The 21,849-nt window shown below is 72.6% G+C and carries 17 protein-coding genes; 10 read left to right on the forward strand and 7 right to left on the reverse strand.

The window, feature by feature from the left end; all coding sequences use genetic code 11:
- Positions 1-35: 35 nt before the first annotated feature.
- Together ACFYZS_RS13845 and ACFYZS_RS13850 are read right to left on the reverse strand one after the other, a co-directional pair.
- Positions 36-1,253, reverse strand: a complete 1,218-nt coding sequence (locus ACFYZS_RS13845; RefSeq protein WP_389010925.1) for an ROK family protein — start codon at positions 1,251-1,253, stop codon at positions 36-38.
- 156 nt (positions 1,254-1,409) lie between these two features.
- Positions 1,410-2,495 (reverse strand): mechanosensitive ion channel family protein, encoded by a 1,086-nt coding sequence (locus tag ACFYZS_RS13850; protein WP_389010928.1) that lies wholly within the window; start codon positions 2,493-2,495, stop codon positions 1,410-1,412.
- 262 nt (positions 2,496-2,757) lie between these two features.
- Here ACFYZS_RS13850 and ACFYZS_RS13855 point away from each other — a divergent pair, with 262 nt between their 5' ends.
- The 4 genes from ACFYZS_RS13855 (at position 2,758) to ACFYZS_RS13870 (ending at position 6,356) form a co-directional block, all read left to right on the forward strand.
- On the forward strand, positions 2,758-3,294 hold the full coding sequence (locus ACFYZS_RS13855) for an HNH endonuclease (RefSeq protein ID WP_389010931.1): 537 nt from the start codon (positions 2,758-2,760) through the stop codon (positions 3,292-3,294).
- Between the two features lie 464 nt (positions 3,295-3,758).
- A complete protein-coding gene (locus ACFYZS_RS13860) occupies positions 3,759-4,016 on the forward strand; it encodes a hypothetical protein (protein ID WP_389010934.1) in 258 nt (85 codons plus the stop codon).
- Positions 4,017-4,038: 22 nt separating this feature from the next.
- A complete protein-coding gene (locus ACFYZS_RS13865) occupies positions 4,039-6,096 on the forward strand; it encodes a 4-alpha-glucanotransferase (RefSeq protein WP_389010937.1) in 2,058 nt (685 codons plus the stop codon).
- Between the two features lie 20 nt (positions 6,097-6,116).
- Complete coding sequence (locus ACFYZS_RS13870) at positions 6,117-6,356, forward strand: hypothetical protein (protein WP_384713047.1); 240 nt, start codon at positions 6,117-6,119, stop codon at positions 6,354-6,356.
- A 128-nt stretch (positions 6,357-6,484) separates the two neighbouring features.
- On the opposite strand, the gene ACFYZS_RS13875 is transcribed toward ACFYZS_RS13870, so the two are convergent.
- Entirely contained in the window at positions 6,485-6,988 is a 504-nt protein-coding gene (locus tag ACFYZS_RS13875) for a MarR family winged helix-turn-helix transcriptional regulator (protein WP_389010941.1), read from the reverse strand.
- Between the two features lie 104 nt (positions 6,989-7,092).
- Here ACFYZS_RS13875 and ACFYZS_RS13880 point away from each other — a divergent pair, with 104 nt between their 5' ends.
- The 4 genes from ACFYZS_RS13880 (at position 7,093) to ACFYZS_RS13895 (ending at position 11,328) form a co-directional block, all read left to right on the forward strand.
- Positions 7,093-8,406 carry an MFS transporter gene (locus ACFYZS_RS13880; protein WP_389010944.1) on the forward strand — a complete coding sequence of 438 codons (1,314 nt, stop codon included), beginning with the start codon at positions 7,093-7,095 and terminating at the stop codon, positions 8,404-8,406.
- 87 nt (positions 8,407-8,493) lie between these two features.
- A complete protein-coding gene (locus ACFYZS_RS13885; protein ID WP_389010947.1) occupies positions 8,494-9,429 on the forward strand; it encodes an EamA family transporter in 936 nt (311 codons plus the stop codon).
- Positions 9,430-9,491: 62 nt separating this feature from the next.
- Positions 9,492-10,412 carry a DMT family transporter gene (locus ACFYZS_RS13890; RefSeq protein ID WP_389010950.1) on the forward strand — a complete coding sequence of 307 codons (921 nt, stop codon included), beginning with the start codon at positions 9,492-9,494 and terminating at the stop codon, positions 10,410-10,412.
- 10 nt (positions 10,413-10,422) lie between these two features.
- On the forward strand, positions 10,423-11,328 hold the full coding sequence (locus tag ACFYZS_RS13895) for a LysR family transcriptional regulator (protein ID WP_389010953.1): 906 nt from the start codon (positions 10,423-10,425) through the stop codon (positions 11,326-11,328).
- 125 nt (positions 11,329-11,453) lie between these two features.
- Here the strand turns inward: ACFYZS_RS13895 and pepN are convergent, their stop codons facing one another.
- Both pepN and ACFYZS_RS13905 read right to left on the reverse strand, forming a co-directional pair.
- Complete coding sequence (gene pepN / locus ACFYZS_RS13900) at positions 11,454-14,039, reverse strand: aminopeptidase N (RefSeq protein ID WP_389010956.1); 2,586 nt, start codon at positions 14,037-14,039, stop codon at positions 11,454-11,456.
- A 179-nt stretch (positions 14,040-14,218) separates the two neighbouring features.
- On the reverse strand, positions 14,219-15,247 hold the full coding sequence (locus ACFYZS_RS13905; RefSeq protein WP_389010959.1) for an aspartate-semialdehyde dehydrogenase: 1,029 nt from the start codon (positions 15,245-15,247) through the stop codon (positions 14,219-14,221).
- A 251-nt stretch (positions 15,248-15,498) separates the two neighbouring features.
- Between ACFYZS_RS13905 and ACFYZS_RS13910 the strand changes: the two genes are divergently transcribed.
- Entirely contained in the window at positions 15,499-16,989 is a 1,491-nt protein-coding gene (locus tag ACFYZS_RS13910) for a M28 family metallopeptidase (RefSeq protein ID WP_389010962.1), read from the forward strand.
- Positions 16,990-17,079: 90 nt separating this feature from the next.
- Here the strand turns inward: ACFYZS_RS13910 and ACFYZS_RS13915 are convergent, their stop codons facing one another.
- A complete protein-coding gene (locus ACFYZS_RS13915) occupies positions 17,080-20,406 on the reverse strand; it encodes a S8 family serine peptidase (RefSeq protein WP_389010964.1) in 3,327 nt (1,108 codons plus the stop codon).
- A gap of 274 nt (positions 20,407-20,680) precedes the next feature.
- The gene (locus ACFYZS_RS13920; RefSeq protein WP_389010967.1) at positions 20,681-21,247 is read right to left on the reverse strand and encodes a CGNR zinc finger domain-containing protein; all 567 of its coding nucleotides are present in this window, start codon (positions 21,245-21,247) and stop codon (positions 20,681-20,683) included.
- A 130-nt stretch (positions 21,248-21,377) separates the two neighbouring features.
- On the opposite strand from ACFYZS_RS13920, the gene ACFYZS_RS13925 reads away from it, so the two are divergent.
- Positions 21,378-21,836, forward strand: coding sequence for a VOC family protein (locus ACFYZS_RS13925; protein WP_389010970.1), 459 nt, complete (start codon positions 21,378-21,380; stop codon positions 21,834-21,836).
- Positions 21,837-21,849 lie beyond the last annotated feature (13 nt).

Raw genomic sequence — 21,849 nt, forward strand, 5'->3', positions numbered from 1 at the left:
GTGCTGGTGGTTCTGTTTCTTCGGGGGTGGGGCGGTCAGCGGCGCGAGGTGTCGAAGACCTCGTCGCGGGTGGCGGCGAGGGCGCTCTCCAGCGCGCCGCGCAGTACGGGCCGCTCGCGCACGGTGCCGGACACCAGGCGCGGCCGGGAGGCGGCGAGATCGGCGAGCTCGGCCTCGATGAGCCCGCGCAGTACGTCCCCGCCGGCGGCGGTCACCGCTCCGGACAGGACCACGATCTCCGGGTCCAGTACGGCGACCAGCGCGGCGATTCCGGTGGCCAGGGCGGTGGCGTACCGCTGGAGGAGCAGCAGGTTCGCCCCCTCGGGCTGCTCGGCGGCCCGCGCCAGCAGCGCGACCGCCGCCGCGACGGGTGGGGCCTGCGGTCCGGCGGCGGGACCGGGCGGCGCCCCGATGCCCAGCGCGGCCGCCATCCCGGGCACCGCCTGTACGCCGGCCAGCTCCTGGTAGCCGCCGGAGTTGACCCGGGCGACCTGCCGGACCAGGGGATGGCCCGGTACGGGCAGGAACCCGACCTCCCCCGCGCCGCCGGTCCAGCCGCGGTGCAGCCGGCCGCCGAGCACCAGGGCGGCGCCGAGCCCCTCCTCGTTCCACAGCAGGACGAAGTCCCCGTGGCCGCGGGCCGCGCCGAGCCGCTGCTCGGCGACCGCGGCCAGGTTCACGTCGTTCTCGTACTCGACCGGCATCGGCAGGGCCGCCGCCAGCTCCTCCAGGAGGGTGGGGGAGTGCCAGCCGGGCAGGTGGTCGGCGTAGCGCAGCGCGCCGGTGCTCGGATCGAAGGACCCGGGGGTGGCGATGACGACCCGGTGGACGTCGGAGCGCCGGAGCCCGGCGTCCGCGACGGCGCCGCCGAGGGCCCGGGTGACGCGCTCGACGGCCCCGGTGCCCTCGGTGTACGGGAGCTCGTGGCCGCCGATCACCTCGCCGGTGAGGTCGGCGACGGCCGCGACGATCCCGCCCGGGGTGACGTCCAGTCCGGCGACGTGGGCGGCGCGCGGGTTGACCCCGTACAGCTGGGCATTGGGGCCGGGGCGGCCGCCGGCGGTGCCGGAGGCCACGACGAGCCCGGCGGCTTCGAGCCGGGCCAGCAGCTGGGAGGCGGTGGGCTTGGAGAGCCCGGTGAGCCGGCCGATCCGGGTGCGCGACAGGGGCCCGTGCTCCAGCAGCAGGTCCAGCGCGGCGCGGTCGTTCATGACGCGCAGCAGGCTGGGGGTACCCGGGGTGGTGCCGGTCATGGGCGCTCTCCGCTCACGGGGCCGTGGCCCTGGTCGTCAGGAACTGTTAGGTAAGTTTCCTATCGGTGTTTGAGCTGTGTCAATGCCGCTGCCCCCGCAGAAATGACCTGCGGGGGCAGCGGGGTGGTGCGGGAGTGCTTGGAGGGGGAGGGGCGGCTACTTGGTGATCCGCGGGGTGCCGGAGGCCGGCGGCGGGATCGGGGCGGTGGCCAGCGACTGAGGGGAGGCCGGGTTCGCGAGCGCCGACGGCGCGGACACGGCGGCCGAGGGGTCGGCCGCCTCCTCCTCGTCCTCGGCGGCCGGCAGACCGCCGATGATCCGGATCCCGGCCTCGTCGAAGGCCTCCTTGATCCGCCAGCGCAGCTCGCGCTCCACGGCGAACTGCTGGCCCGGCATCGTCTTCGCCGAGACCTTCACGGTCATCGAGGCCAGCAGGACCTCGTCCAGACCCAGCACCTCCACCGGGCCCCACAGGCGCTCGTCCCACGGGGACTCCTTGGCCAGGCCCTCGGCGACGTGCTTGACCACCTCGCGGATGCGGGTCAGGCTCTCCGACGGCTTGACCTGGACGGCGACGCCCGCCGTCGCCCAGCCCTGGCTGAGGTTGCCGATCCGCTTGATCTCGCCGTTGCGGACGTACCAGATCTCGCCGTTGTCACCGCGCAGCTTGGTGACGCGCAGGCCCACCTCGACGACCTCGCCGGAGGCCACCCCCGCGTCGATCTTGTCGCCGACGCCGTACTGGTCCTCGAGGATCATGAACACGCCGGACAGGAAGTCCGTCACCAGGTTCCGCGCGCCGAAACCGATCGCCACACCGGCCACACCGGCGCTCGCGAGCAGCGGGCCCAGGTTGATGCCCAGCGCGCCGAGCACCATCAGCCCGGCCGTGCCGAGGATCAGGAACGAAGCCACCGAACGCAGGACCGAGCCGATCGCCTCGGAGCGCTGCCGCCGGCGCTCGGCGTTCACGAGCAGCCCGCCGAGCGCCATGCCCTCGACGGCCTCGGCGCCCCGGTTCATCCGCATTATGAGCTTGGTCAAGGACTTGCGGACCAGCGAGCGGAGCGCGGCCGCGATCACCAGGATCAGCAGGATCTTCAGGCCGAGGTACAGCCATCCGGCCCAGTTCTCCTCGATGAAACTGGCGGCGTTGGTGACGCTCTCGTGGGCCTCCTTGACGGAAGCGGCCGGGTCCGGGGTGTCGGCTGCCAGGGGCAGCAGGGCGGCAGGCCAGGGCACGAGGGGAACCTCCAGGTATAGCGGTCTGCCCGCGGAAAGGGGTGTGCGGGGCAGGCCTTCCACACTAACGGGGCATTCGGGTGACCCCGTTGCCGTGTTCGAGGGAGAGACCGGACTCACCTGGGGATGAACCGGGTGTGGTTGAAAACACCTCGGACCCGTTACGGGCGCGTGGTGGCGCTTCGACCAGCCGTAAGGGGAGACTGGAGAGCAGATCGTCCCGGCGCGAGCCACGCGCCGCCGGCGTACAAGGAGGCAGTCCGTGCCGCACGTCCTGGTCCTCAATGCGTCGTACGAGCCGCTCGGCGTCGTACCGCTCCGCCGCGCGCTCGTCCTCGTCCTGGAGAACAAAGCTGTCTCCCTGGAGGAATCCGGCGCCTTTCTGCACAGCGCGACGAGAGTCGTCCCCGCGCCCAGCGTGGTCCGGCTCAAGCGCTTCGTGCGGGTCCCCTACCGGGGGCCCGTTCCACTCACCCGCCGCGCGTTGTTCGCCCGCGACGGCGGGCGCTGCATGTACTGCGGCGGGGTCGCCACCAGTGTCGACCACGTGATCCCGCGCAGCCGCGGCGGGCAGCACGTGTGGGACAACGTGGTCGCCGCATGCCGGCGGTGCAACCACGTCAAGGCGGACCGGCACCTGCTGGAGCTGGGCTGGCGCCTGCGCCACCAGCCGGCCCCGCCGTCGGGTCTGGCCTGGCGCATCATCGGCACGGGCCACCGGGACCCGCGCTGGATGCCGTACCTGGAACCGTACGGCGCGGAGGCGGCCCTGAACCGCATCGGCGCGGCGGCGTCGTAGGGGCTCGTGCCGTCCGGGGCCGGGATCACGGATCCCGGCCCCGAGTCCTCGGGGGCCCGATCCCGGTGCGGCCCCTGTCCCTGGTCCGGTGTCCTTGATCCGGCTCCGCGGCGTGCCCGTCCCCGGGCCCGGATCCCGCACCGCGCCCCGGGCCTGACCAGAGCGCGGACCGCGGAGCCCGTCCGCCGGGTCACGACCGGAGCCCCGGAGCCCGGGCCTCGCGGGCGCTTCGTGCTGCGCCCCTCGCGGTGACGCGTCTTCGAGCCGCCCCGCCCCGGCCGCCTTCCGCGCCCCCGCCTCCGACGGCCCGCCCGTCCGCGCACAGGGCGCGTACGCCTGCCCTCGTCGGGGCCGGGCCGGGGGCGGTGCTCGCCCTGGGGTGCCCGTGGGGGTTCTGACCTGGATACGCCAGGAATGCGGCGCTGCCCACGGGGTATGGCTGCGATGTTCCCCGGCGGTGTTCCATGGTCCCTGATCCACCCTCACACCCCGTACGGACAAAGGAGAAACCGCCCGTGAACACCGCACCCGGCACCCGACACACCCCCCTGCTCGCCCACCTGCCCGCGCAGGCCGGGCCCGCCGAGGGGCCCCTCACCAGCGAGCCCCCGCTCGCCGGTTCCGCGCACGCGCCGCTGACCAGCGAGCCGCCGCTCGCCGACGAGGCCCCGCTGACAAGCGAACCGACCACGCCCGCCGCGGCCGCTGCCGCAGGCGACTAGACACAGGGACACAGGTACTCACATGGACGACCTCGCCCGGCTCGCGGCCCTGCACGGCGTCGCCACCACCTACCAGCCCGCCGAGGACGTCACCGTCCGGGTGCCGGAGGCCACCGTCGTCGCCGTGCTGCGGCAGCTGGGCGTGGACTGCGACACCCCGGAGGCCGTACGGGGGCACTTGGAGGCGGCCGAGCGCGAGGCCTCGCACCGGCTGTTGCCGCCCGTGCTGGTGTGGTGGGCCGGGTCGGAGCCGCCCCGGGAGCTGGCCGAGCTCCCTCCCGGTACGCGGATCCGCCGGGAGGCCGACGGGGCCGATGGTGCCGGCAGCGGGGACGGGACCGACGGGGCCGACAGCGGCGCCGGGGCCGAAGGCGGTGGACCGGACACCGGGCCGACCCTTCTGACGGCCGGGCAGCTGCCGCCGTACGGTGTGCACCGGCTCGGCGTCGAGACCCCGGACGGGCGGACCGGGGAGGCCACGCTGATCGTGGCCCCGGAGCGGGCGCCCGGTGGGGGCGGGCGGGTGCACGGGGTGCTCGTACAGCTGTACTCCCTGCTCTCCGAGCAGTCCTGGGGCATGGGGGACCTCGGCGATCTCGCCGCGCTCGCGCGGTGGGCCGGGCGGGCCCACGGCGTCGGGTTCATCCAGGTCAACCCGCTGCACGCCGCCGTGCCCGGGGCGCCGACCGACCCCTCCCCCTACCGTCCCTCCTCGCGCCGCTTCCCCGACCCCGTGCACCTGCGGATCGAGGACGTCCCCGAGTTCGCCGACTGCCCGGACCGCGAGGCCCTCGCCGAACTCGGCGAGCGGGGGGCCGAGCTGCGCCGCGAGGTGCTCGACAAGGGGGCGTTGATCGACCGCGACGCGGTGTGGGAGCTGAAGCTCCGGGCGCTGCGGCTGCTGTACGGCGTCCCGCGGACCCGCGAACGCGAGGCCGCCTACCACCGGTTCTGCGCCGAGCAGGGTGCGGCGCTCGACCGGCACGCCGCCTGGTGCGCCAGGGACGGACTGGGAGCCGACTTCCACCGCTGGCTGGTCTGGCTGACCGACACCCAGCTCGCCGCCGCCCAGCGGGCAGCCCGCGAGGCCGGGATGCCGGTCGGCATCGTGCACGACCTCGCCGTGGGGGTGCACCCCCACGGCTCGGACACCCTGGGCCCGCCCCTCTACGCGAAGGACGTCTGCGTCGGCGCCCCGCCCGACGCCTTCAACGCGCGCGGTCAGGACTGGGGGCTCCCGCCGTGGCGGCCCGACCGGCTCGCGGCCACCGGGTACGCACCCTTCCGGGCCCTGCTGCGCGGGGTGTTCCGCTACGCCGGCGCCCTGCGCATCGACCACGTCATGGGGCTGTTCCGGCTCTGGTGGATCCCGGAGGGCGCCCCGCCCGCCGACGGCACGTACGTCTCGTACGACGGCGAGGCGATGCTCGCGATCCTGGTGCTGGAGGCCCACCTGGCCGGGGCCCCGGTCATCGGCGAGGACCTCGGGACGGTGGAGCCGCGCGTCCGCGAGGCGCTGGCCCGGCGCGGGGTGCTCGGCACCTCGGTCCTCTGGTTCGAACGCGACTGGGCGGGCGACGGGCAGCCGCTCGCCCCCGCGGCCTGGCGCGCCGACTGCCTGGCCACCGCCACCACCCACGACCTCCCGCCCACCGCCGCCAAGCTGGCCGGCGCCCACGTGGAACTGCGCGACCGGCTCGGCCTGCTGACCCGCCCGGTGGAGGAGGAGCGCGCCCAGGACGCCGCCGACACCGCCGAGTGGCTGGACGTGTTGGAGGGGCTCGGCCTGGACACCAAGGGCGAGGAGGCCGCCGTACGGGCCCTGTACGGGTTCCTGCTGCGCACCCCGGCCCGGATGGTCGGCGTGTGGCTGCCCGACGCGGTGGGGGACCGGCGGCCGCAGAACCTGCCCGGGACCTGGGACCAGTACCCCAATTGGCGGCTGCCGCTCGCGGACTCGGCGGGACGGCCGCTCACCCTGGAGGCCCTGGCCGCCTCGCCGCGGGCGAACGCCCTGCTGAGCGCGGTGCGGGAGGGGGCGGGTGCCCGTACGGCACCCCCGGGCGCGCGCCTCGTTTAGGTGTTCGCTACGTTTGCACCGTGGACAAGAAGAACGCTCTGCGCGCCGGCGCCGTCACGGCCGGATCGACGCTGATGATGCTGCTGATGACGTCTCCCGCCCTCGCGGTGACCCGCGACGACGGCGACGACCCGGGCCCGGGCCTGAGCATTGCCCAGACCCTCGGCCTGTACGTGGCCACGCCGATCGTGCTGTTCCTGGTCATCGCGGGCCTGGTGATGGTCCTCGACAAGTCGGACAAGCCGCAGCCCACCAACTGAACAGACTGAACGGCTGACCCCGGTCGGGTCGGCCGCCATCAGGCCTCCGGAGCGCCGGGGGTCCGCAGCCCGACGCCTTCTCGGCCCGGTGCGGACCTCCGGCGCTCCGTCGTGCGTTCGGAGGCGCCTCAGGCTCCGCGGGCATCGGCCATCAGCTTGCGGAGCAGGCCCCCCAGGACGGCGACCTCCTCCTCGTCGAGCCCCTTCAGCGCGGCGCGCTGCACTTCCAGCCCGGCGGCGACGGCCTCGTCGATGAGCGCGAGCCCGCGGTCGGTGATCGTCACCCGGAGCCCGCGCCGGTCGTGCGGATCGGGCGTGCGGAAGAGCAGGCCGGCCTTCTCCAGCTTGTCCAGGCGCCCGGTCATGCCGCCCGTCGTGAGCATGAGCGTGGCCGACAGCTGGCGCGGCGAGAGCGTGTACGGGGCGCCGGAGCGGCGCAGCGTCGCCACGACGTCGAACTCGCCGCGCGAGATCCCGTACGGGGCGTAGGCCCGCTCCACCGCGTCCCCCACGGTCCGGGCGATCCGGTAGATGCGGCCGAAGACGGCCATGGGGCCGGTCTCCAGGTCCGGTCGCACCGCGTGCCACTGGTCGATGATCGCGTCGACGGCGTCCTTGTTGGCCTCGGTCATGCCCGCAAGTATCAAGTGTTCCTCCAGTCGTTCGCAAGAAAGTTGCTTGACGGAAAGTAGCTTAGGAGTAAGCTACTTGCCATCGACCTACTTGGGGGGAAGCGATGGACAAGTCCAGGGGGACGCGGGTGGCGGGGGAGCGGTCCCTGCTCGTCGGCGCCGGCATCAGCGCGGTCGGGACCGGGATGTACGTGCCCTTCTCGCTCGTCTTCTTCCACCACGTCACCGGCCTCTCCTTCGCCCTCGTCGGCCTGGTGATGACCGTCACCGGCCTGGCGGGGCTGGCGGTCCTTGCGCCGGCCGGATCGGCCGTCGACCGGTTCGGTGCCAAGCGGATCGTCCTCGCCCTCTACGGGGTCCGCGCCCTCGGCTTCGCGCTCTACCCCTTCGCCGGCTCGCTGCCCGCCTTCGCCGCCGTCGCCCTGGTCACCGCCCTGGCCGACCGGTCCTTCCCCGCCGTCCAGCAGTCCCTGATCGGGGAGGTCGCGCGCGGCGCCGACCGGGACCGGCTCCAGGCCTCGCTGCGGGCCCTGCAGAACGCCGGGATGGGCGCCGGGGCCCTGATCGTCTCCGGGGTGCTCGCCCTGTGGGGGGCCGCCGCCTTCACCTACACCGTCTGGGGCAACGCACTGGCCTTCGCGCTCGCCGGACTGCTCGTCCGCCGCGTCCGCCGCGTCCCCCCGGTGCACGACGCGCCGACGGCCTCCACCGGGCGGCCCGCCGCCGGTTACCGGATGGTGCTGGGCGACCGGCCCTTCCTCGCCCTGACCGCCGCCAACTTCCTGACCGCGCTGGGCTACGCCGCCCTGTCCGTGCTCTTCCCGCTCTACATCGCCACCTGGCTGCACGGGCCCGACTCCCTCACCGGAGCCGCCTTCACCCTCAACACCGCCCTGTGCGCCGGGATCGGCGTCCTCGTCGCGGGCCGGGTCCGCCGCCGCGGCGCCCGCCGCACCCGCTCCGCCGCGCTCGGCGCACTGCTCTTCGCCGCCGCCTTCGTCGGCCAGATCGTGCTCGGCACCCTGCGCCCCGGTCAGAGCGCCACGCTGGTCGCCCTGATGGTGATCGTCGTGGTCTACACCCTCGGCGAGCTGGTGCACAGCCCCTCCAGCGGCGCCCTGTCGGTCTCCGCCGCCCCCGAAGCCGTGCGCGGCCGCTACCTGGCCACCTATCAGGTGTCCCACTCGCTGGCCACCGCCCTGGCCCCCTCGCTCTTCACCGCCCTGCTCGCCGTCGACGGCCGGCTGCCCTGGGCCGTCCTGGCCGTCGCCGCCGCCGGGGCCGCCCTGGCGCTGGTCCGGCTGGAGCGCCGGCTGCCCGCCGAGGCCGTGTACCCGCAGCCTTCGGTCGTGGCGGCCGCCTCGGCGCCGCGGTCCCCGGCGTCGGAGCCGGCTCCGGTTCCGGCTCCGGTGGTCTGACCGCCGGCCCGGCCGGTTCCGGTACCGCCCCGCCCCTCCCCTCGACTTCCGCCCCGCCTTCCTCATCCGTCCGAGGAGTCACCCGCCATGAAGCGCTTCGCCACCGTCGCCCTGACCGCCCTCGCCCCCGTCTCCTGGGGCTCGACGTACGCCGTCGCCACCGAACTGCTCCCGCCCGACCGGCCCCTGTTCACCGGGGTGATGCGGGCCCTGCCCGCCGGACTGCTGCTCACCGCCCTCGCCCGCAGGATCCCGAGCGGCGCGTGGTGGTGGAAGTCCGCCGTCCTCGGCACCCTCAACATCGGCGCCTTCTTCCCGCTGCTGTTCCTCTCCGCGTACCGGCTGCCCGGCGGGGTGGCGGCCGTCCTCGGCTCCGCCGGGCCGCTGTTCGTCGTCGGACTCGCCGCCCTGGTCCTCGGGGAGCGGGCACGGCTGCGGACCGTACTCGCTGCCGTCGCGGCGGCGTTCGGCGTGAGCATGGTCGTCCTGACCGCCGCGGCCCGGCTGGACCTCGTCGGCATCATCGCTGGCGTGGTCTCCTCCGCCTCCATGGCCGCGGGCACCGTCATGACCAAGCGCTGGGGGCGCCCCGAGGGAGTCGGCCCGCTGGCCCTGACCGGCTGGCAGCTCACCGCGGGCGGGCTGGTCATCATCCCCGTCGCGGCGCTGGTCGAGGGGGCGCCGCCCGCGCTCGACGGCAGGGCCTTCCTCGGCTACGGCTACATGATGCTGATCAACACCGGCATCGCGTACTGGCTCTGGTTCCGCGGGATCGGCCGGCTCAGCGCCACCTCGGTCACCCTGCTCGGCCCGCTCTCGCCGCTCACCGCGGCCGTCATCGGCTGGGCGGCCCTCGGCCAGGCCCTGTCGCCCGTACAGCTGCTGGGCATGGCGATCGCCTTCGGGGCCACGGTCGCCGGCCAGCTGTTCGCCGCCGGGACGAAGGTCAAACCGTTCAGTTCTACTGAAAAGAATGATCGAAACATTTCGATGGACCTGACGGATGGGCCGGTGCGACGGTAGAGCCACTTCAGGCGAGAGCCGGATCAGACCAGCACCCGAGGGGGAGACACACCGTGGCCGTCATGGACAGGGTCCGTACCGTTGCGCAGCACAGGCCCGACAGCCGGGCGAAGCAGGGGTCCGCCGGACTCGGCCTGCTCCTCGCCCTGGTCGCGACGGTCGTCTGGTCCGGCAGCTTCGTCGCCACCCGGGGGATGGCGGACACCGTCCCGCCCGTACAGGCCGTGTTCTGGCGCTGGATCATCGCCGCGCTCGCCGTCGCCCCCTTCGCCGCCCGCCAGGCCTGGCGGCAGCGGGAGCTGATCCGCCGGCACCTCGGGTTCATCGCCCTCGCCTCGCTGTTCGGCGTCGCCCTCTACAACACCCTGGTGCACCAGGCCGGACTGACCACCTCCGCCTCCAACATGGGCATGATCATGGCAGCTTCGCCGGTCGTCATGGCGCTGTACGCCCGCCTCGGCGGCGAACGGCTCGGCGTCCGGCGGACCTTCGGGCTGCTGCTCGCCGCGTTCGGGGTGCTGCTGCTCGTCGGGGACGGCTCGCTCGGCTTCGACTTCGGCGCCGGCGACCTGTGGATGCTCGCCGCCGCCCTCTCCTTCGCCACGTACAGCGCGCTGCTCCGCCGCAAGCCCGCCGAGCTCGGCGGCCCGGCCTTCCTGATCACCACCTTCGTGCTCGGCGCGCTGATGCTGGCCCCCGCCTACGCCGTGTCCGTCACCGTCCAGGGCGGCTTCGAAGTCACCGCCGGCACCGGCGGCATGCTGCTCTACGTCGGCGTCTTGTCCTCCGCGGTCGCCTTCTTCGCCTGGAACAAGGCGATCTCGCTCATCGGCGCGGCCCGGGCGGGAGTCGTCTACTACCTCCAGCCGGTGTGCGTCGCCGGCCTCGGCCTGCTGCTCCTGGGCGAGCGCACGAGCCCGGCGGAGCTGCTGTGCATGGCGCTGATCCTCGGCGGCGTCGGCCTGGGGAGTGCCCGCCGGTAGGTTCGGTCCCATGACCGAGTGGGACATCAAGAAGCTGCGGATCCTGCGGACCCTGGCCGACCGGGGGACCGTGACCGCGACGGCCGAGGCGCTGCACATGACGCCCTCGGCCGTTTCGCAGCAGCTGACCAATCTCGCCCGGCAGCTGGGGGTGCCGCTGCTGGAGGCGCAGGGCCGCCGGGTCCGGCTCACGGACGCCGCGCACCTCGTACTGCGGCACGCGGAAGCGGTCTTCGCGCAGCTGGAGCGGGCGGACGCCGAACTGGCCGGGTACCTGGCCGGGGAGGCGGGGGAGGTCCGCATCGGGGCGTTCTCCACGGCCGTGCCGGTCCTGGTGGTCCCGGCGGTGGCGGCGCTGCGGCGCAGCCACCCGGGGGTGGAGGTGCGCGTACGGGAGACCGAGGCGGCGCAGTCGTACGAACTGCTGGCGGCCGGGGCCGTGGACCTGGCCCTCTCGCTGGCGGCGCACGCCCCGACGGCCCGGGACCCGCGGTTCACCCGCATCACGCTGATGGAGGACCCCCTCGACGTGGCCCTGCCGCCGGACCACCCCCTCGCCACGGCCCCGGCCCTGCGGCTGGCGGACCTGTCCGGCGATCCGTGGATCTACGGGGGCAGCGGCCCCTGGCAGGAGATCGCCCGCAACGCCTGCGAGGCGGCCGGCTTCGTCCCGGAACAGGCCCACTCGGCATCCGGCTGGACCGCGATCCTGGCCATGGTCGAGGCCGGAATGGGCGTGGCCCTCATCCCCCGCATGGTCTCGGGCCGCGCCTCGGGGGTGGCGGTCCGGGTCCTGGCCCACGACCGCCCCACCCGCCACGTCCTGGCGGCCACCCGCAGCGGCGGCGAAGCGGCCCCGGCGGTCTCCGGAGTCCTGACCGCCCTGCGTACGGTGGCCGCGCGGCGCACCCCGTGAGCGCGCGGCGCACGCGCAGCACCCGCACCCCGTGAGCGCGCACCGCGCCCGCCGGCCGAAAAGCCGGTGCCCCGGTCCCGCGCGAGCGGGAGCCGGGGCACCGGAGGGTCAGGCCGAGGGGCGGGTCAGGAGGCCGACGCCGCGTCCGCGGACTGGGCCTTCAGGGCGCGCTCCACGCCCGAGCGGGACTCCGAGATCAGTCGGCGCAGGGCCGCGTTCGGCTCCGCCGAGGCCAGCCAGGCGTCCGTCGCGGCCAGGGTCTCCTGGGAGACCTGGAGCGAGGGGTACAGGCCCACCGCGATCTGCTGGGCGATCTCGTGGCTGCGGTTCTCCCAGATCCCCTTGACCACCGCGAAGAACTTCTCGGTGTAGGGGGCCAGCAGCTCGCGCTGGTCGGTCTGGACGAAGCCGCCGATCACCGCGTCCTGCACCGCGTTGGGCAGGTCCGCGGACTCCACCAGCGAGGCCCAGGCCTCGGCCTTGGCCCCGGCCGTCGGACGCGCGGCCCGCGCCGTGGCCGCGTGGCGCTCGCCCGCCGCCGTACGGTCGCGCTCCAGCTCCGCGTCGATGGCCGCGTCGCCCAGGACACCCGTCGCGACGAGGCGCTCCAGGAACGCCCACCGCAGCTCGGTGTCCACGACCAGGCCCTCGATCTCCGCCGCACCGTCCAGCAGCGCGGACAGGTACGTCAGCTGCCCCTCGGTGCGGGCCGTCGCCGCGAACGCGCGGGCCCACGCCAGCTGGTGGTCGCTGCCCGGCTCGGCGCCGCGCAGGTGCTCCAGCGTCGCCTCGGTCCAGGTCGCCAGGCCCTGCTCCCGCCACGCCGGGTCGGCGTACAGGTCGACGGCCAGCTTCACCTGCCGGTGCAGCGACTGGACGACGCCGATGTCCGACTCCTTGCCGATGCCCGACAGGACCAGGGCGAGGTAGTCGCGCGTCGCCAGCTCGCCGTCGCGGGTCATGTCCCACGCCGAGGCCCAGCACAGCGCCCGCGGCAGCGACTCGGTGAAGTCGCCCAGGTGCGCGGTGACGTTCTCCAGCGAGACCTCGTCCAGGCGGACCTTGGCGTACGACAGGTCGTCGTCGTTGAGCAGCACGACGGCCGGACGGGCGCGGCCGACCAGCTCCGGCACCTCGGTCAGCTCGCCGTCGATGTCCAGCTCGATCCGGTCCGTGCGGACCAGCTTGCCGGCGCCGTCCAGGTCGTACAGGCCGATCGCGATTCGGTGCGGGCGCAGGGTCGGCTCGCCCTTCGCGCCCGCGGGCAGCGCCGGGGCCTCCTGGCTGACCGTGAACCCGGTGATGGTGCCGTCCGCGGCCGTCTCGACGCGGGGGCGCAGGACGTTGATGCCGGCCGTCTCCAGCCACGCCTTCGACCAGGCGGTCAGGTCGCGGCCCGAGGTCTCCTCCAGGGCGCCCAGCAGGTCCGACAGGCGCGTGTTGCCGAACGCGTGCGCCTTGAAGTACGCCTGCACGCCCTTGAAGAAGGCGTCCGTGCCCACGTAGGCGACGAGCTGCTTGAGCACCGAGGCGCCCTTGGCGTACGTGATGCCGTCGAAGTTGACCAGGACGTCGTCCAGGTCACGGATGTCGGCCATGATCGGGTGCGTGGACGGCAGCTGGTCCTGCCGGTACGCCCAGGTCTTCATCGAGTTGGCGAAGGTCGTCCACGCCTGCGGCCACTTGGTGCCCTCGGCGGAGGCCTGGCAGGCGACGGAGGTGTACGTGGCGAACGACTCGTTCAGCCACAGGTCGTTCCACCACTCCATGGTGACCAGGTCGCCGAACCACATGTGCGCGAGCTCGTGCAGGATCGTCTCGGCGCGGCCCTCGTACGCCGCGTCCGTCACCTTCGAGCGGAAGACGTACTGGTCGCGGATGGTGACCGCGCCCGCGTTCTCCATCGCGCCCGCGTTGAACTCGGGGACGAAGAGCTGGTCGTACTTGGCGAACGGGTAGTCGTACGCGAACTTCTCCTGGAACCAGTCGAAGCCCTGGCGCGTGACGTCGAAGATCGCGTCGGCGTCCAGGAACTCGGCCAGCGAGGGGCGGCAGTAGATGCCGAGCGGCACCGACTGGCCGCCTCCGCCCTCGTAGGAGCTGTGCACCGAGTGGTACGGGCCCGCGATCAGGGCCGTGATGTACGTGGAGATGCGCGGCGTCGGCTCGAAGCGCCAGACGTTGTCCTTGACGTCCGCGGCATCCGGCGTCGGGGAGTTCGAGATGACCGTCCAGCCCTCGGGGGCCGTCACGGTGAACTGGAACGTCGCCTTCAGGTCGGGCTGCTCGAAGCTGGCGAACACGCGCCGCGCGTCCGGCACCTCGAACTGGGTGTAGAGGTAGGCCTGCTGGTCGACAGGGTCGACGAAGCGGTGCAGGCCCTCGCCCGTATTGGTGTAGGCGCAGTCCGCGACGACGCGGAGCTCGTTGGCGCCCGCCGCGAGGTGCGCCAGCGCGATGCGCGAGTCCCGGAAGACCTCGGCCACGTCCAGCGACCTGCCGTTCAGGACGACCTCGTGCACGGCCGGTGCGACCAGGTCGATGAAGGTCTCGGCGCCGGCCTCGGCCGACTGGAACCGCACGGTGGTCACGGACGGGTACGTGCCGCCCTCCTGCGCACCGCTGAGATCGAGTTCGACCTCGTACGAGTCGACGGTGAGCAGCTTCGCCCGCTGCTGAGCCTCTTCACGGGTGAGATTCGTGCCAGGCACGCGGTCATCTCCTTTGATGGTGACGTTGCCGGGCCATCCTTCCATGCGGGCCCGCCGGGCGCCCCGGAGTAATCCACGGGCGAAAAGCGACGCCCGTTTTCCACCGGCTTCGGCGGTTCCGGGAACGCCGGAAGGGGCGGGCACCGGCCGGTGCCCGCCCCTTCCCCGCGCGATCGGGATCAGCCGCGGAGCTCCTCGGCGACCAGCTCGGCGATCTGGACCGCGTTCAGGGCCGCGCCCTTGCGCAGGTTGTCGTTCGAGAGGAACAGCGCGAGGCCGTTCTCGGCCGTCTCGTCGACGCGGATGCGGCCCACGTACGAGGCGTCCTTGCCCGCGGCCTGCAGCGGGGTCGGGATCTCCGAGAGCTCGACGCCCGGGGCGTCCTTCAGCAGCTCGTACGCGCGCTCCACGCTGAGCGGGTTCGCGAAGCGGGCGTTGACCTGGAGGGAGTGGCCGGAGAAGACCGGCACGCGCACGCAGGTGCCGGAGACCTTGAGCTCCGGGATCTCCAGGATCTTGCGGGACTCGTTGCGGAGCTTCTGCTCCTCGTCGGTCTCGAAGGAGCCGTCGTCGACGATCGAGCCCGCGAGCGGGAGCACGTTGAAGGCGATCGGACGCTTGTAGACGCCGGGCTCGGGGTACGCGACGGCCTCGCCGTCGTGGACCAGCGCGGTCGCCTCGCCGGCGACGGCCTTGACCTGGCCGTCGAGCTCGGCGACACCGGCCAGGCCCGAGCCGGAGACGGCCTGGTAGGTGGTGGCGACCATCGCCGTGAGGCCGGCCTCCTCGTGGAGCGGGCGCAGCACGGGCATCGCGGCCATGGTGGTGCAGTTCGGGTTCGCGATGATGCCCTTGGGGCGGTTCTTGATCGCGTGCGGGTTGACCTCGGAGACGACCAGCGGCACGTCGGGGTCGCGGCGCCAGGCGGAGGAGTTGTCGATCACGACCGCGCCCTGGGAGGCGACCTTCTCGGCGAGGGCCTTGGAGGTCGCGCCACCCGCGGAGAAGAGGACGATGTCCAGGCCGGAGTAGTCGGCCGTGGAGGCGTCCTCGATGGTGATCTCCTTGCCCTCCCACTCGAGGGTCGAGCCCGCGGAACGGGCCGAGGCGAACAGCCGCAGCTCGTCCACCGGGAACTTCCGCTCGGCGAGGATGCCGCGCATGACTCCGCCGACCTGTCCGGTGGCTCCGACGATTCCGACCCTCACGGTGACTCCTTATTGGTGCGTACGACGCGGGCGCGTGAAGCCATCATGCGTTCGACCCCACGAGGCTTGTCCAATCCATTGTCCGAGGAACGGACGGTGTCCTGAATGTGAACCCCCGTGACACGTTCGTGGCGGCTGTGTTGCGCCCCCGCCGAGCGCCCGTTTTGCCTGGTCGCAGCCGGTTACGGTCCGGTCTGTCGCGTCCGCTCGCCGGACGGGCATTCCGCATACCGAACTCGGGGAGAACCATCGTGCGCGCCATCCGCCACCGCCGCCGGTCCATACCGGCCCTCGCCGCCCTCGCGGCCGCCGCCGTCGCCGCACCCGTCCTGCTGACCGCCACCCCGGCGGACGCCCACCCGCGCGAGGGCAGGCTGGCCAAGGAACTGGTCGAGGAGGTCACCGCCCGCGGGGCCTACCGCCACCTGGCGCAGTTCCAGCGGATCGCCGACGCCAACGGCGGCAACCGCGCGGCGGGCACCCCGGGCCACGCGGCTTCCGCCGCCTACGTCCACGACACCCTGAAGAAGGCCGGGTACGAGGTCTCGTACCAGGACTTCGACATCTACGAGGCGCACACGAAGACGGAGAAGACCACCGTCCTGGCCGGCGTCGACGGACCGCCGCGCGAGCTGCCCACCGCCGCCTTCACCTTCACCAGGTCCACCCCGGCGGGCGGCCTCGTCGCCCCGCTCGCCCTCGCCCGGGTCGACGAGACCCCCGGCTGCACGGCCGACGACTACGCGAGCGGCACCTTCACCGGGAAGATCGCCCTGGTCAAGCGCGGCTCCTGCACCTTCGTGGAGAAGCAGAAGGCCGCCGCCGCGGCGGGCGCGCTCGGCGTGATCGTCTACAACCACAGCGGGACCACGCCCGTCCGCGGCGGGTTCTCCTCCCCGGACGAGGGGGTCATCCCGAGCGCGGGCATCACCCTGGCCGACGGCGAGGCGCTGGCCGCGGCCGCCGCGAAGGGCGAGGTGAAGGTGCGCCTGGACCTGGACCAGGAGCACGTGAAGAAGACCACCCGCAACGTGATCGCCGAGACCAGGGGCGGCCGCTCCGACCGCGTGGTCACCGTCGGCTCCCACCTGGACTCGGTCCCCGAGGGCCCCGGCATCAACGACAACGGCTCCGGCTCGGCCGGTCTGCTGGAGGTGGCCCTCAAGCTGGCCGACGAGGGCGCCAACAAGAAGGGCAGGGGTCCGGCGAACAAGGTCCGCTTCGCCTGGTGGTCGGCCGAGGAGCTCGGCCTGCTCGGCTCCGAGCACTACGTGGCGCAGCTGTCCGAGAAGCAGAAGAAGGACATCGCGCTCTACCTGAACTTCGACATGATCGCCTCGCCGAACCCGGTGCAGTTCGTCTACGACGGCGACGACTCGGACAAGACCGGCGAGGGCGCCGGCCCGGCCGGATCGGCGCAGATCGAGGCGCTCATCAACGGCTTCCTCGACAAGAAGCACAAGCCGCACGAGGGCAGTGACTTCGACGGCCGCTCGGACTACGGCCCGTTCATCGCCAACGGCATCCCGGCCGGCGGTACGTTCACCGGCGCCGAGGGCATCAAGACGGCCGAGCAGGCCAAGCGGTACGGCGGCACGGCGGGGGCCCCGTACGACCCGAACTACCACGGGGCGGGCGACACCCTGAAGAACCTGGACCTGAAGGCCTTCGACACCAACCTGGACGTCATCGCCCACGCGGTGGGCACCTACGCCCAGGACCTGAGCTCGCTGGGCAAGTAGCGGCGGGCGCTCCCGCGGGGGGGAACGGCGAAGGGGCGGGCGCCCGATCCGGGCGCCCGCCCCTCCGTCATGCGATCAGCCGGTCATCCGTTACGGGGTGACCTTCTCGATCTGGACGCTGCCGGTGCCGGCGGCGGTGCCGCGGGCGTTGAGCAGCTTGACCTCGCCGAAGAACTGACGGCCCTCGGGGGCCGGAGCGGCGGCGAGGACGTTCGCCGTGACGGTCGCCGAGGCGCCGTTGGCGAGGTTCACCGCGGCACCCTCGTCGACCTGGACGGAGCCCAGGGCGGACGAGAAGTACACGTCGCGGTAGTTGAACGTGGTGGTGCCGGCCGGAACGGCGTAACCGTCCACCTGGATGGTGTAGGTACCGGCGGCCGGGTTGAGCAGGGTCACGGCCTCCTCGGAGTCGCCGTCGGCGGAGGAGCCGACCTTCACGCCGTCCTTGAGGACGGTGAGGTCGAGGTCGGCACCGGTGTCGGAGACACCGCCGATGGCCACGTCCAGGCGGGAGACGCCCTCACCGATGGTGACGGTGCTGGTCTGGGTCTCGCCGTTCGCGATGGTCGGCTTGGCGACCTTCGCGGAGCCGAGCGGGCCGCCCTGGAGCTTGCCGCCGCTGATCGCCGCGGCCTCGTTCTTGATGGTCCACTGGACCGGGGCCGGCGTGCCCTGCTTGACCTCGGGCAGGACCTTGACCGCGGGGTCGAAGGCCGCGCCGAGGACGCTGATGTCCAGCTTGAACGGGTTGTCGAGCAGCGGCGACGTGCGGCGCGACTCGACCTCGATCTCCCAGACGCCCGGCTGCGGGTTCTCGTACGAGCGCAGGTCGGGGCGGCAGGTGTTCGCCGGGTTGTCGTAGTTCGGGTAGCACTGGGTGGTCGCGCTGTCCTCGACGCCCACACCGTACGGGTGGATCGAGATGAAGCGCGTCTGGCTGCCCGGCTTGAGACCGCCGAGGGCGACCTCGAGGGACTTCGCGCCCTGCGGAACGGTCACGAAGTACGACTTGTGGCTGTTGCGCTGGACCGAGGAGGTGTCCGACATCGTGAACGACGGCTTCGCCAGCGGGGTGGAGGCGACGACCGTGGTCAGGATCTGCTTGTCGATGCCCTCGGTGGTCTCGTCGTCCAGCTGCAGGATGCCGCTGTGGACGCCGGCCGACTTCGGGTTGGCCTCGACCTTGATGGTGACCGGCTTGTTCAGCGGCAGCGTGACGTAGTCGTAGCCGCCGACGACCTTGAACGTGCCGTCGTTGTTGCGCCAGGTCAGGTCGTGACGGGTGCCGTACTTGACGCCCGTGGTGCGGGTGACGACGACGTCGTAGACCTTCTTCTGGCCGACCTTGAGGCCGCCCTCGCGGTCGTAGAGGCCGGTGCCGAAGCCCGGGGTCTTCAGGAACTGGTCGATCGCGGTGTCGACCGGGGCCTTGACGGTGAACTCGTTGGCCTTGGCGCCGCGCTGGAGGGACTCCCACGCGTCGACGATGTTGATCAGGCCCGCGCCCTGGGCGTGCGCCGGGACGTCGGCGATCTTCTTCGCGGTGCTGGTGAGCGCCACGCGCAGGCTCGCCGGGGTGACCGTCACGTGCTGCTGCTTGGCGGCCGAGAGCAGCAGGGCGCTGGCGCCCGTCGCCTGCGGCGAGGACATCGAGGTGCCCTGCAGCATCGAGTAACCGGCCGGCAGGTTGTAGCCGGCCTCCTTCACCGGGGAGCCGGGCAGCCAGGTCTGCGTGGTGTTGATGGCCGCGCCGGGGGCGGTGATGGTCGGCGTGAAGCCGCCGTCCTCACGCGGACCGCGCGAGGAGAACGGGAACATGTTGTACGCCTTGGTCACGCCGGAGCCGTAGTTGGCGGCCCAGGTCTCCTTGGAGACCGCGGCACCCACGGAGATGACCTTGTCCGCGAGACCGGGGTCGCCGATGGTGTTGACACCGGGGCCCTCGTTGCCCGCCGAGATGACGAGCTGGACACCGTAGGTGTCGATGAGGTTCTTGTAGAGCTCGGCGCGGGCGTTGTTGCCGTCGTTCAGCGCCGGCAGGCCGCCGATGGACATGTTGACGATGTCCACACCGCGGTTGACGACGAGGTCGATCATGCCCTCGGTCAGCGCGACGTTGGTGCAGCCGCCGGACCAGGAGCAGGCGCGCGAGGAGACGATCTTCGCGCCCGGCGCCTCGCCGTTCATCTTGCCGCCGAAGAGGCTGTTGGCGGCGGTGATGCCGGCCACGTGCGTGCCGTGCTCGGACTCGATGATGCCGATGTTGACGAAGTCGGCCTTCTTGCCGACCCAGTCCCCGCCCAGCGGGTCCATCGGGACGTCCTTGCGGATCTGGATCACGAACGGGATCCGCTCGGCGACCTCGGTCGCCGGGTTGTCCGTGCCGAAGTAGCCGATCTGGTAGCCGTCCTTGTACGGCTTCATCGGCTCGTTGTTCGTGAAGTCGCCGTCCTGGTCGGTGTCGACGCGGACGGTGCCGGCGGCGGCGTCGTAGAGCATGCCGAACCGGTCGGTGGTGTCACCGTCCCGGTTGACGTCGCCCTTCATGTCACCCGTGGCGGTGATCGACTCGCTGAAGCGGCTCCACTGGTACGAGCCCTCCGGGGCCTTCCAGCTCTGACCGCCGGCGCTGAAGGTGCCGCCCGCGGCCGTGACCGGGGTGATCTGCGCGCGCCAGGTGGCGTCGTTGTCCGTGATCGGGTCGGTCGCGGTGACCCAGTCGACGATCTTGCGCTCGCCGGTGGTGGTCTTCTGGAGCGCCGGGTGGCCGAGGTCGACGCCCGAGTCCAGGATGCCGATGGTCACGCCGCGGCCGTCGGCCTGCGGGTTCTTGGCGACGAAGTCCACCGCGCCCGTCTCGAAGGACGGGTTGTACGGGTTCTTCGCGGGGGTGTTCTTGTCCGGCCCCGGGTAGGTCTCGGAGGCGGTCTTCCTCGCCGCCCCCGCGTCCTTGCCCGCGTCGGGACGCGGGTCCGAGAGCTGGATCTCGTGCTTGAGGTCCAGGGCGTGCACCGAGGACAGCTTCGCGGCCGCCTTCAGCGCGGCCTCGGCCTTGGCGGTCGGCAGCGTGGCCCGCACGTAGCCGAGCTTGTCGTTCGTCTGGCCGACCGAGGCGCCCTGGACCGCACCGAGCTGGTCCGCGACCTGCTTGGTCTGGCCGGGGGCGGTGGCGACCATGACGGTGACGGTCGCGTCACCCTTGGCCTTGGCCTGCTGGAGCAGCTCGGCGTCCGCCGAGCCGATCTTCTCGTCGGCGGACTTGACGGCCGGGCTCGTGCCCGGGGTGCCGGCGGGGCCGGTCGCCGCGAACACGGGCATCGCGCCCGCGGTCGCCAGTGCGGCGACCAGGCCGGCCGCGGCCGCGACGCGCGCGACGCGTCTGGCCCCGGATATGGAGCTGGGGGATTCGAGGGTCATCAGCATCCCTGGATAAGTGAAAGATACGGTCCGGATTTCGGTGCCGGATGACCGGTCAGCTTTGCGCAACCGACCGCTCTTTGGGGAGGCTTGTCATTGACCGAGACCTGACATGGCGGACTCTCGCCAGGTGGGGTCATGCGCCATCGAGCCCGTACCGGGGCGTACTCGTACGAATCGCAGGGGTTGAAGAGGAGATTTATCGACTTCCCGACCTCATTGCGAGGGTGGTCCGGGGTGCGGTCTCAGACCGGGTGTGACGACTTCGGGGTCTTCAGCGCACGCGCGTGCGCGCGTAGTGCCGCGAAGCCTTCGCCCGGTTTCCGCACACGGACATCGAGCACCACCGACGGGTGCCGTTGCGCGAGGTGTCGTGGAAGTGCAGTACGCACGTCTCGGAGGCGCACGTGCGGATCCGCTCGGGCGCCGTGCCCAGCAGCTCCAGGTAGTCGCGGGCGGCCGTCCAGGCCGGCCCCCACGTCGGGTCGTCGAACTCGGAGCGCTCGCCCGGGCCTTCGGCGGTCAAGGTCACCCGGACCCGTCCGTGCTCCAGGACGGCGTCGATCAGTGCGCGCGCACTCTCGTCCGACGGGTTCGCGACCGCGCGGGCCAGTGCCTCGCGGGCGGTCAGCAGGTGGACGAGGGTCGCGGCATCGGCGCGGAAGCGGTCGGCCAGTCCGGTGCTGCGCAGCCAGAGCGCGAGCCCCTCGACCCGGGTCAGCCCGAAGGCGCCGGCGAAGAGGTCGGTGAGCTCGCCCTCGCGCATCCAGCGCGTGTTCAGCAGGTCCAGGGAGACCGGTTCGCCCGTCAGGGGGCGGGGGTCCGCCGCCTCTGTCGCCATCTTGCCGCTCCTCTGTGCGCGCTTACTAACCCCTCAAGGGTACGTGGCCGGTTGACCCCTTTCGATCTAACCGGTAACTTTGATTTAGAAGGTTAGATACGAAGCGTCGAACCGATGGAAGGGGGCAGCCGTGACGGCTGTCATCAGCAAGCTGCGCACCGGGCACGTGGGCCTGAACGTCACCGACCTCACCCGCTCGCTCGCCTTCTACGAAGGGGCCCTCGGCTTCGAACTGCTCGGCGAGGGAAAGGAGGAGGGCCGCCGCTTCGCCTTCCTCGGCCGGGACGGCGAACTCGTCCTCACGCTCTGGCAGCAGGCCGCCGACGCGTACGCCCCGGCCGCGGCCGGACTGCACCACCTGGCGCTCTCCGCGGCCACCATCGGTGAGGTCCGCGCGTACGAGGAGCGGCTGCGCGGGCTGGGCGTGGAGTTCGCGTACGAGGGGGTCGTCGCGCACGGAGAGGGCAGGGCCTCCGGCGGGATCTTCTTCCATGACCCTGACGGCACCCGCCTGGAGATCTCGGCGCCGGCCGGCGCCGAAGAGGCACCCGCCCCCACGCCGGGGGCTCCGACCTGCGGGTTCTTCTAGGCGCTCAGGCAGG

It is taken from the genome of Streptomyces sp. NPDC001903, from assembly GCF_042891345.1.
In the GTDB taxonomy this organism is placed as follows: Bacteria; Actinomycetota; Actinomycetes; order Streptomycetales; family Streptomycetaceae; genus Streptomyces.

What these genes read in the sequence shown, in the direction of transcription:
- ACFYZS_RS13895 (WP_389010953.1), top strand. Translation starts at nt 10,423, where the DNA reads ATGACCGAGTGGGACATCAAGAAGCTGCGGATCCTGCGGACCCTGGCC.
- ACFYZS_RS13920 (WP_389010967.1), bottom strand. Translation starts at nt 21,247, where the DNA reads ATGGCGACAGAGGCGGCGGACCCCCGCCCCCTGACGGGCGAACCGGTC.
- ACFYZS_RS13860 (WP_389010934.1), top strand. Translation starts at nt 3,759, where the DNA reads ATGGTCCCTGATCCACCCTCACACCCCGTACGGACAAAGGAGAAACCG.
- ACFYZS_RS13885 (WP_389010947.1), top strand. Translation starts at nt 8,494, where the DNA reads ATGAAGCGCTTCGCCACCGTCGCCCTGACCGCCCTCGCCCCCGTCTCC.
- ACFYZS_RS13890 (WP_389010950.1), top strand. Translation starts at nt 9,492, where the DNA reads ATGGACAGGGTCCGTACCGTTGCGCAGCACAGGCCCGACAGCCGGGCG.
- ACFYZS_RS13880 (WP_389010944.1), top strand. Translation starts at nt 7,093, where the DNA reads ATGGACAAGTCCAGGGGGACGCGGGTGGCGGGGGAGCGGTCCCTGCTC.
- ACFYZS_RS13915 (WP_389010964.1), bottom strand. Translation starts at nt 20,406, where the DNA reads ATGACCCTCGAATCCCCCAGCTCCATATCCGGGGCCAGACGCGTCGCG.
- ACFYZS_RS13865 (WP_389010937.1), top strand. Translation starts at nt 4,039, where the DNA reads ATGGACGACCTCGCCCGGCTCGCGGCCCTGCACGGCGTCGCCACCACC.
- ACFYZS_RS13845 (WP_389010925.1), bottom strand. Translation starts at nt 1,253, where the DNA reads ATGACCGGCACCACCCCGGGTACCCCCAGCCTGCTGCGCGTCATGAAC.
- ACFYZS_RS13875 (WP_389010941.1), bottom strand. Translation starts at nt 6,988, where the DNA reads ATGACCGAGGCCAACAAGGACGCCGTCGACGCGATCATCGACCAGTGG.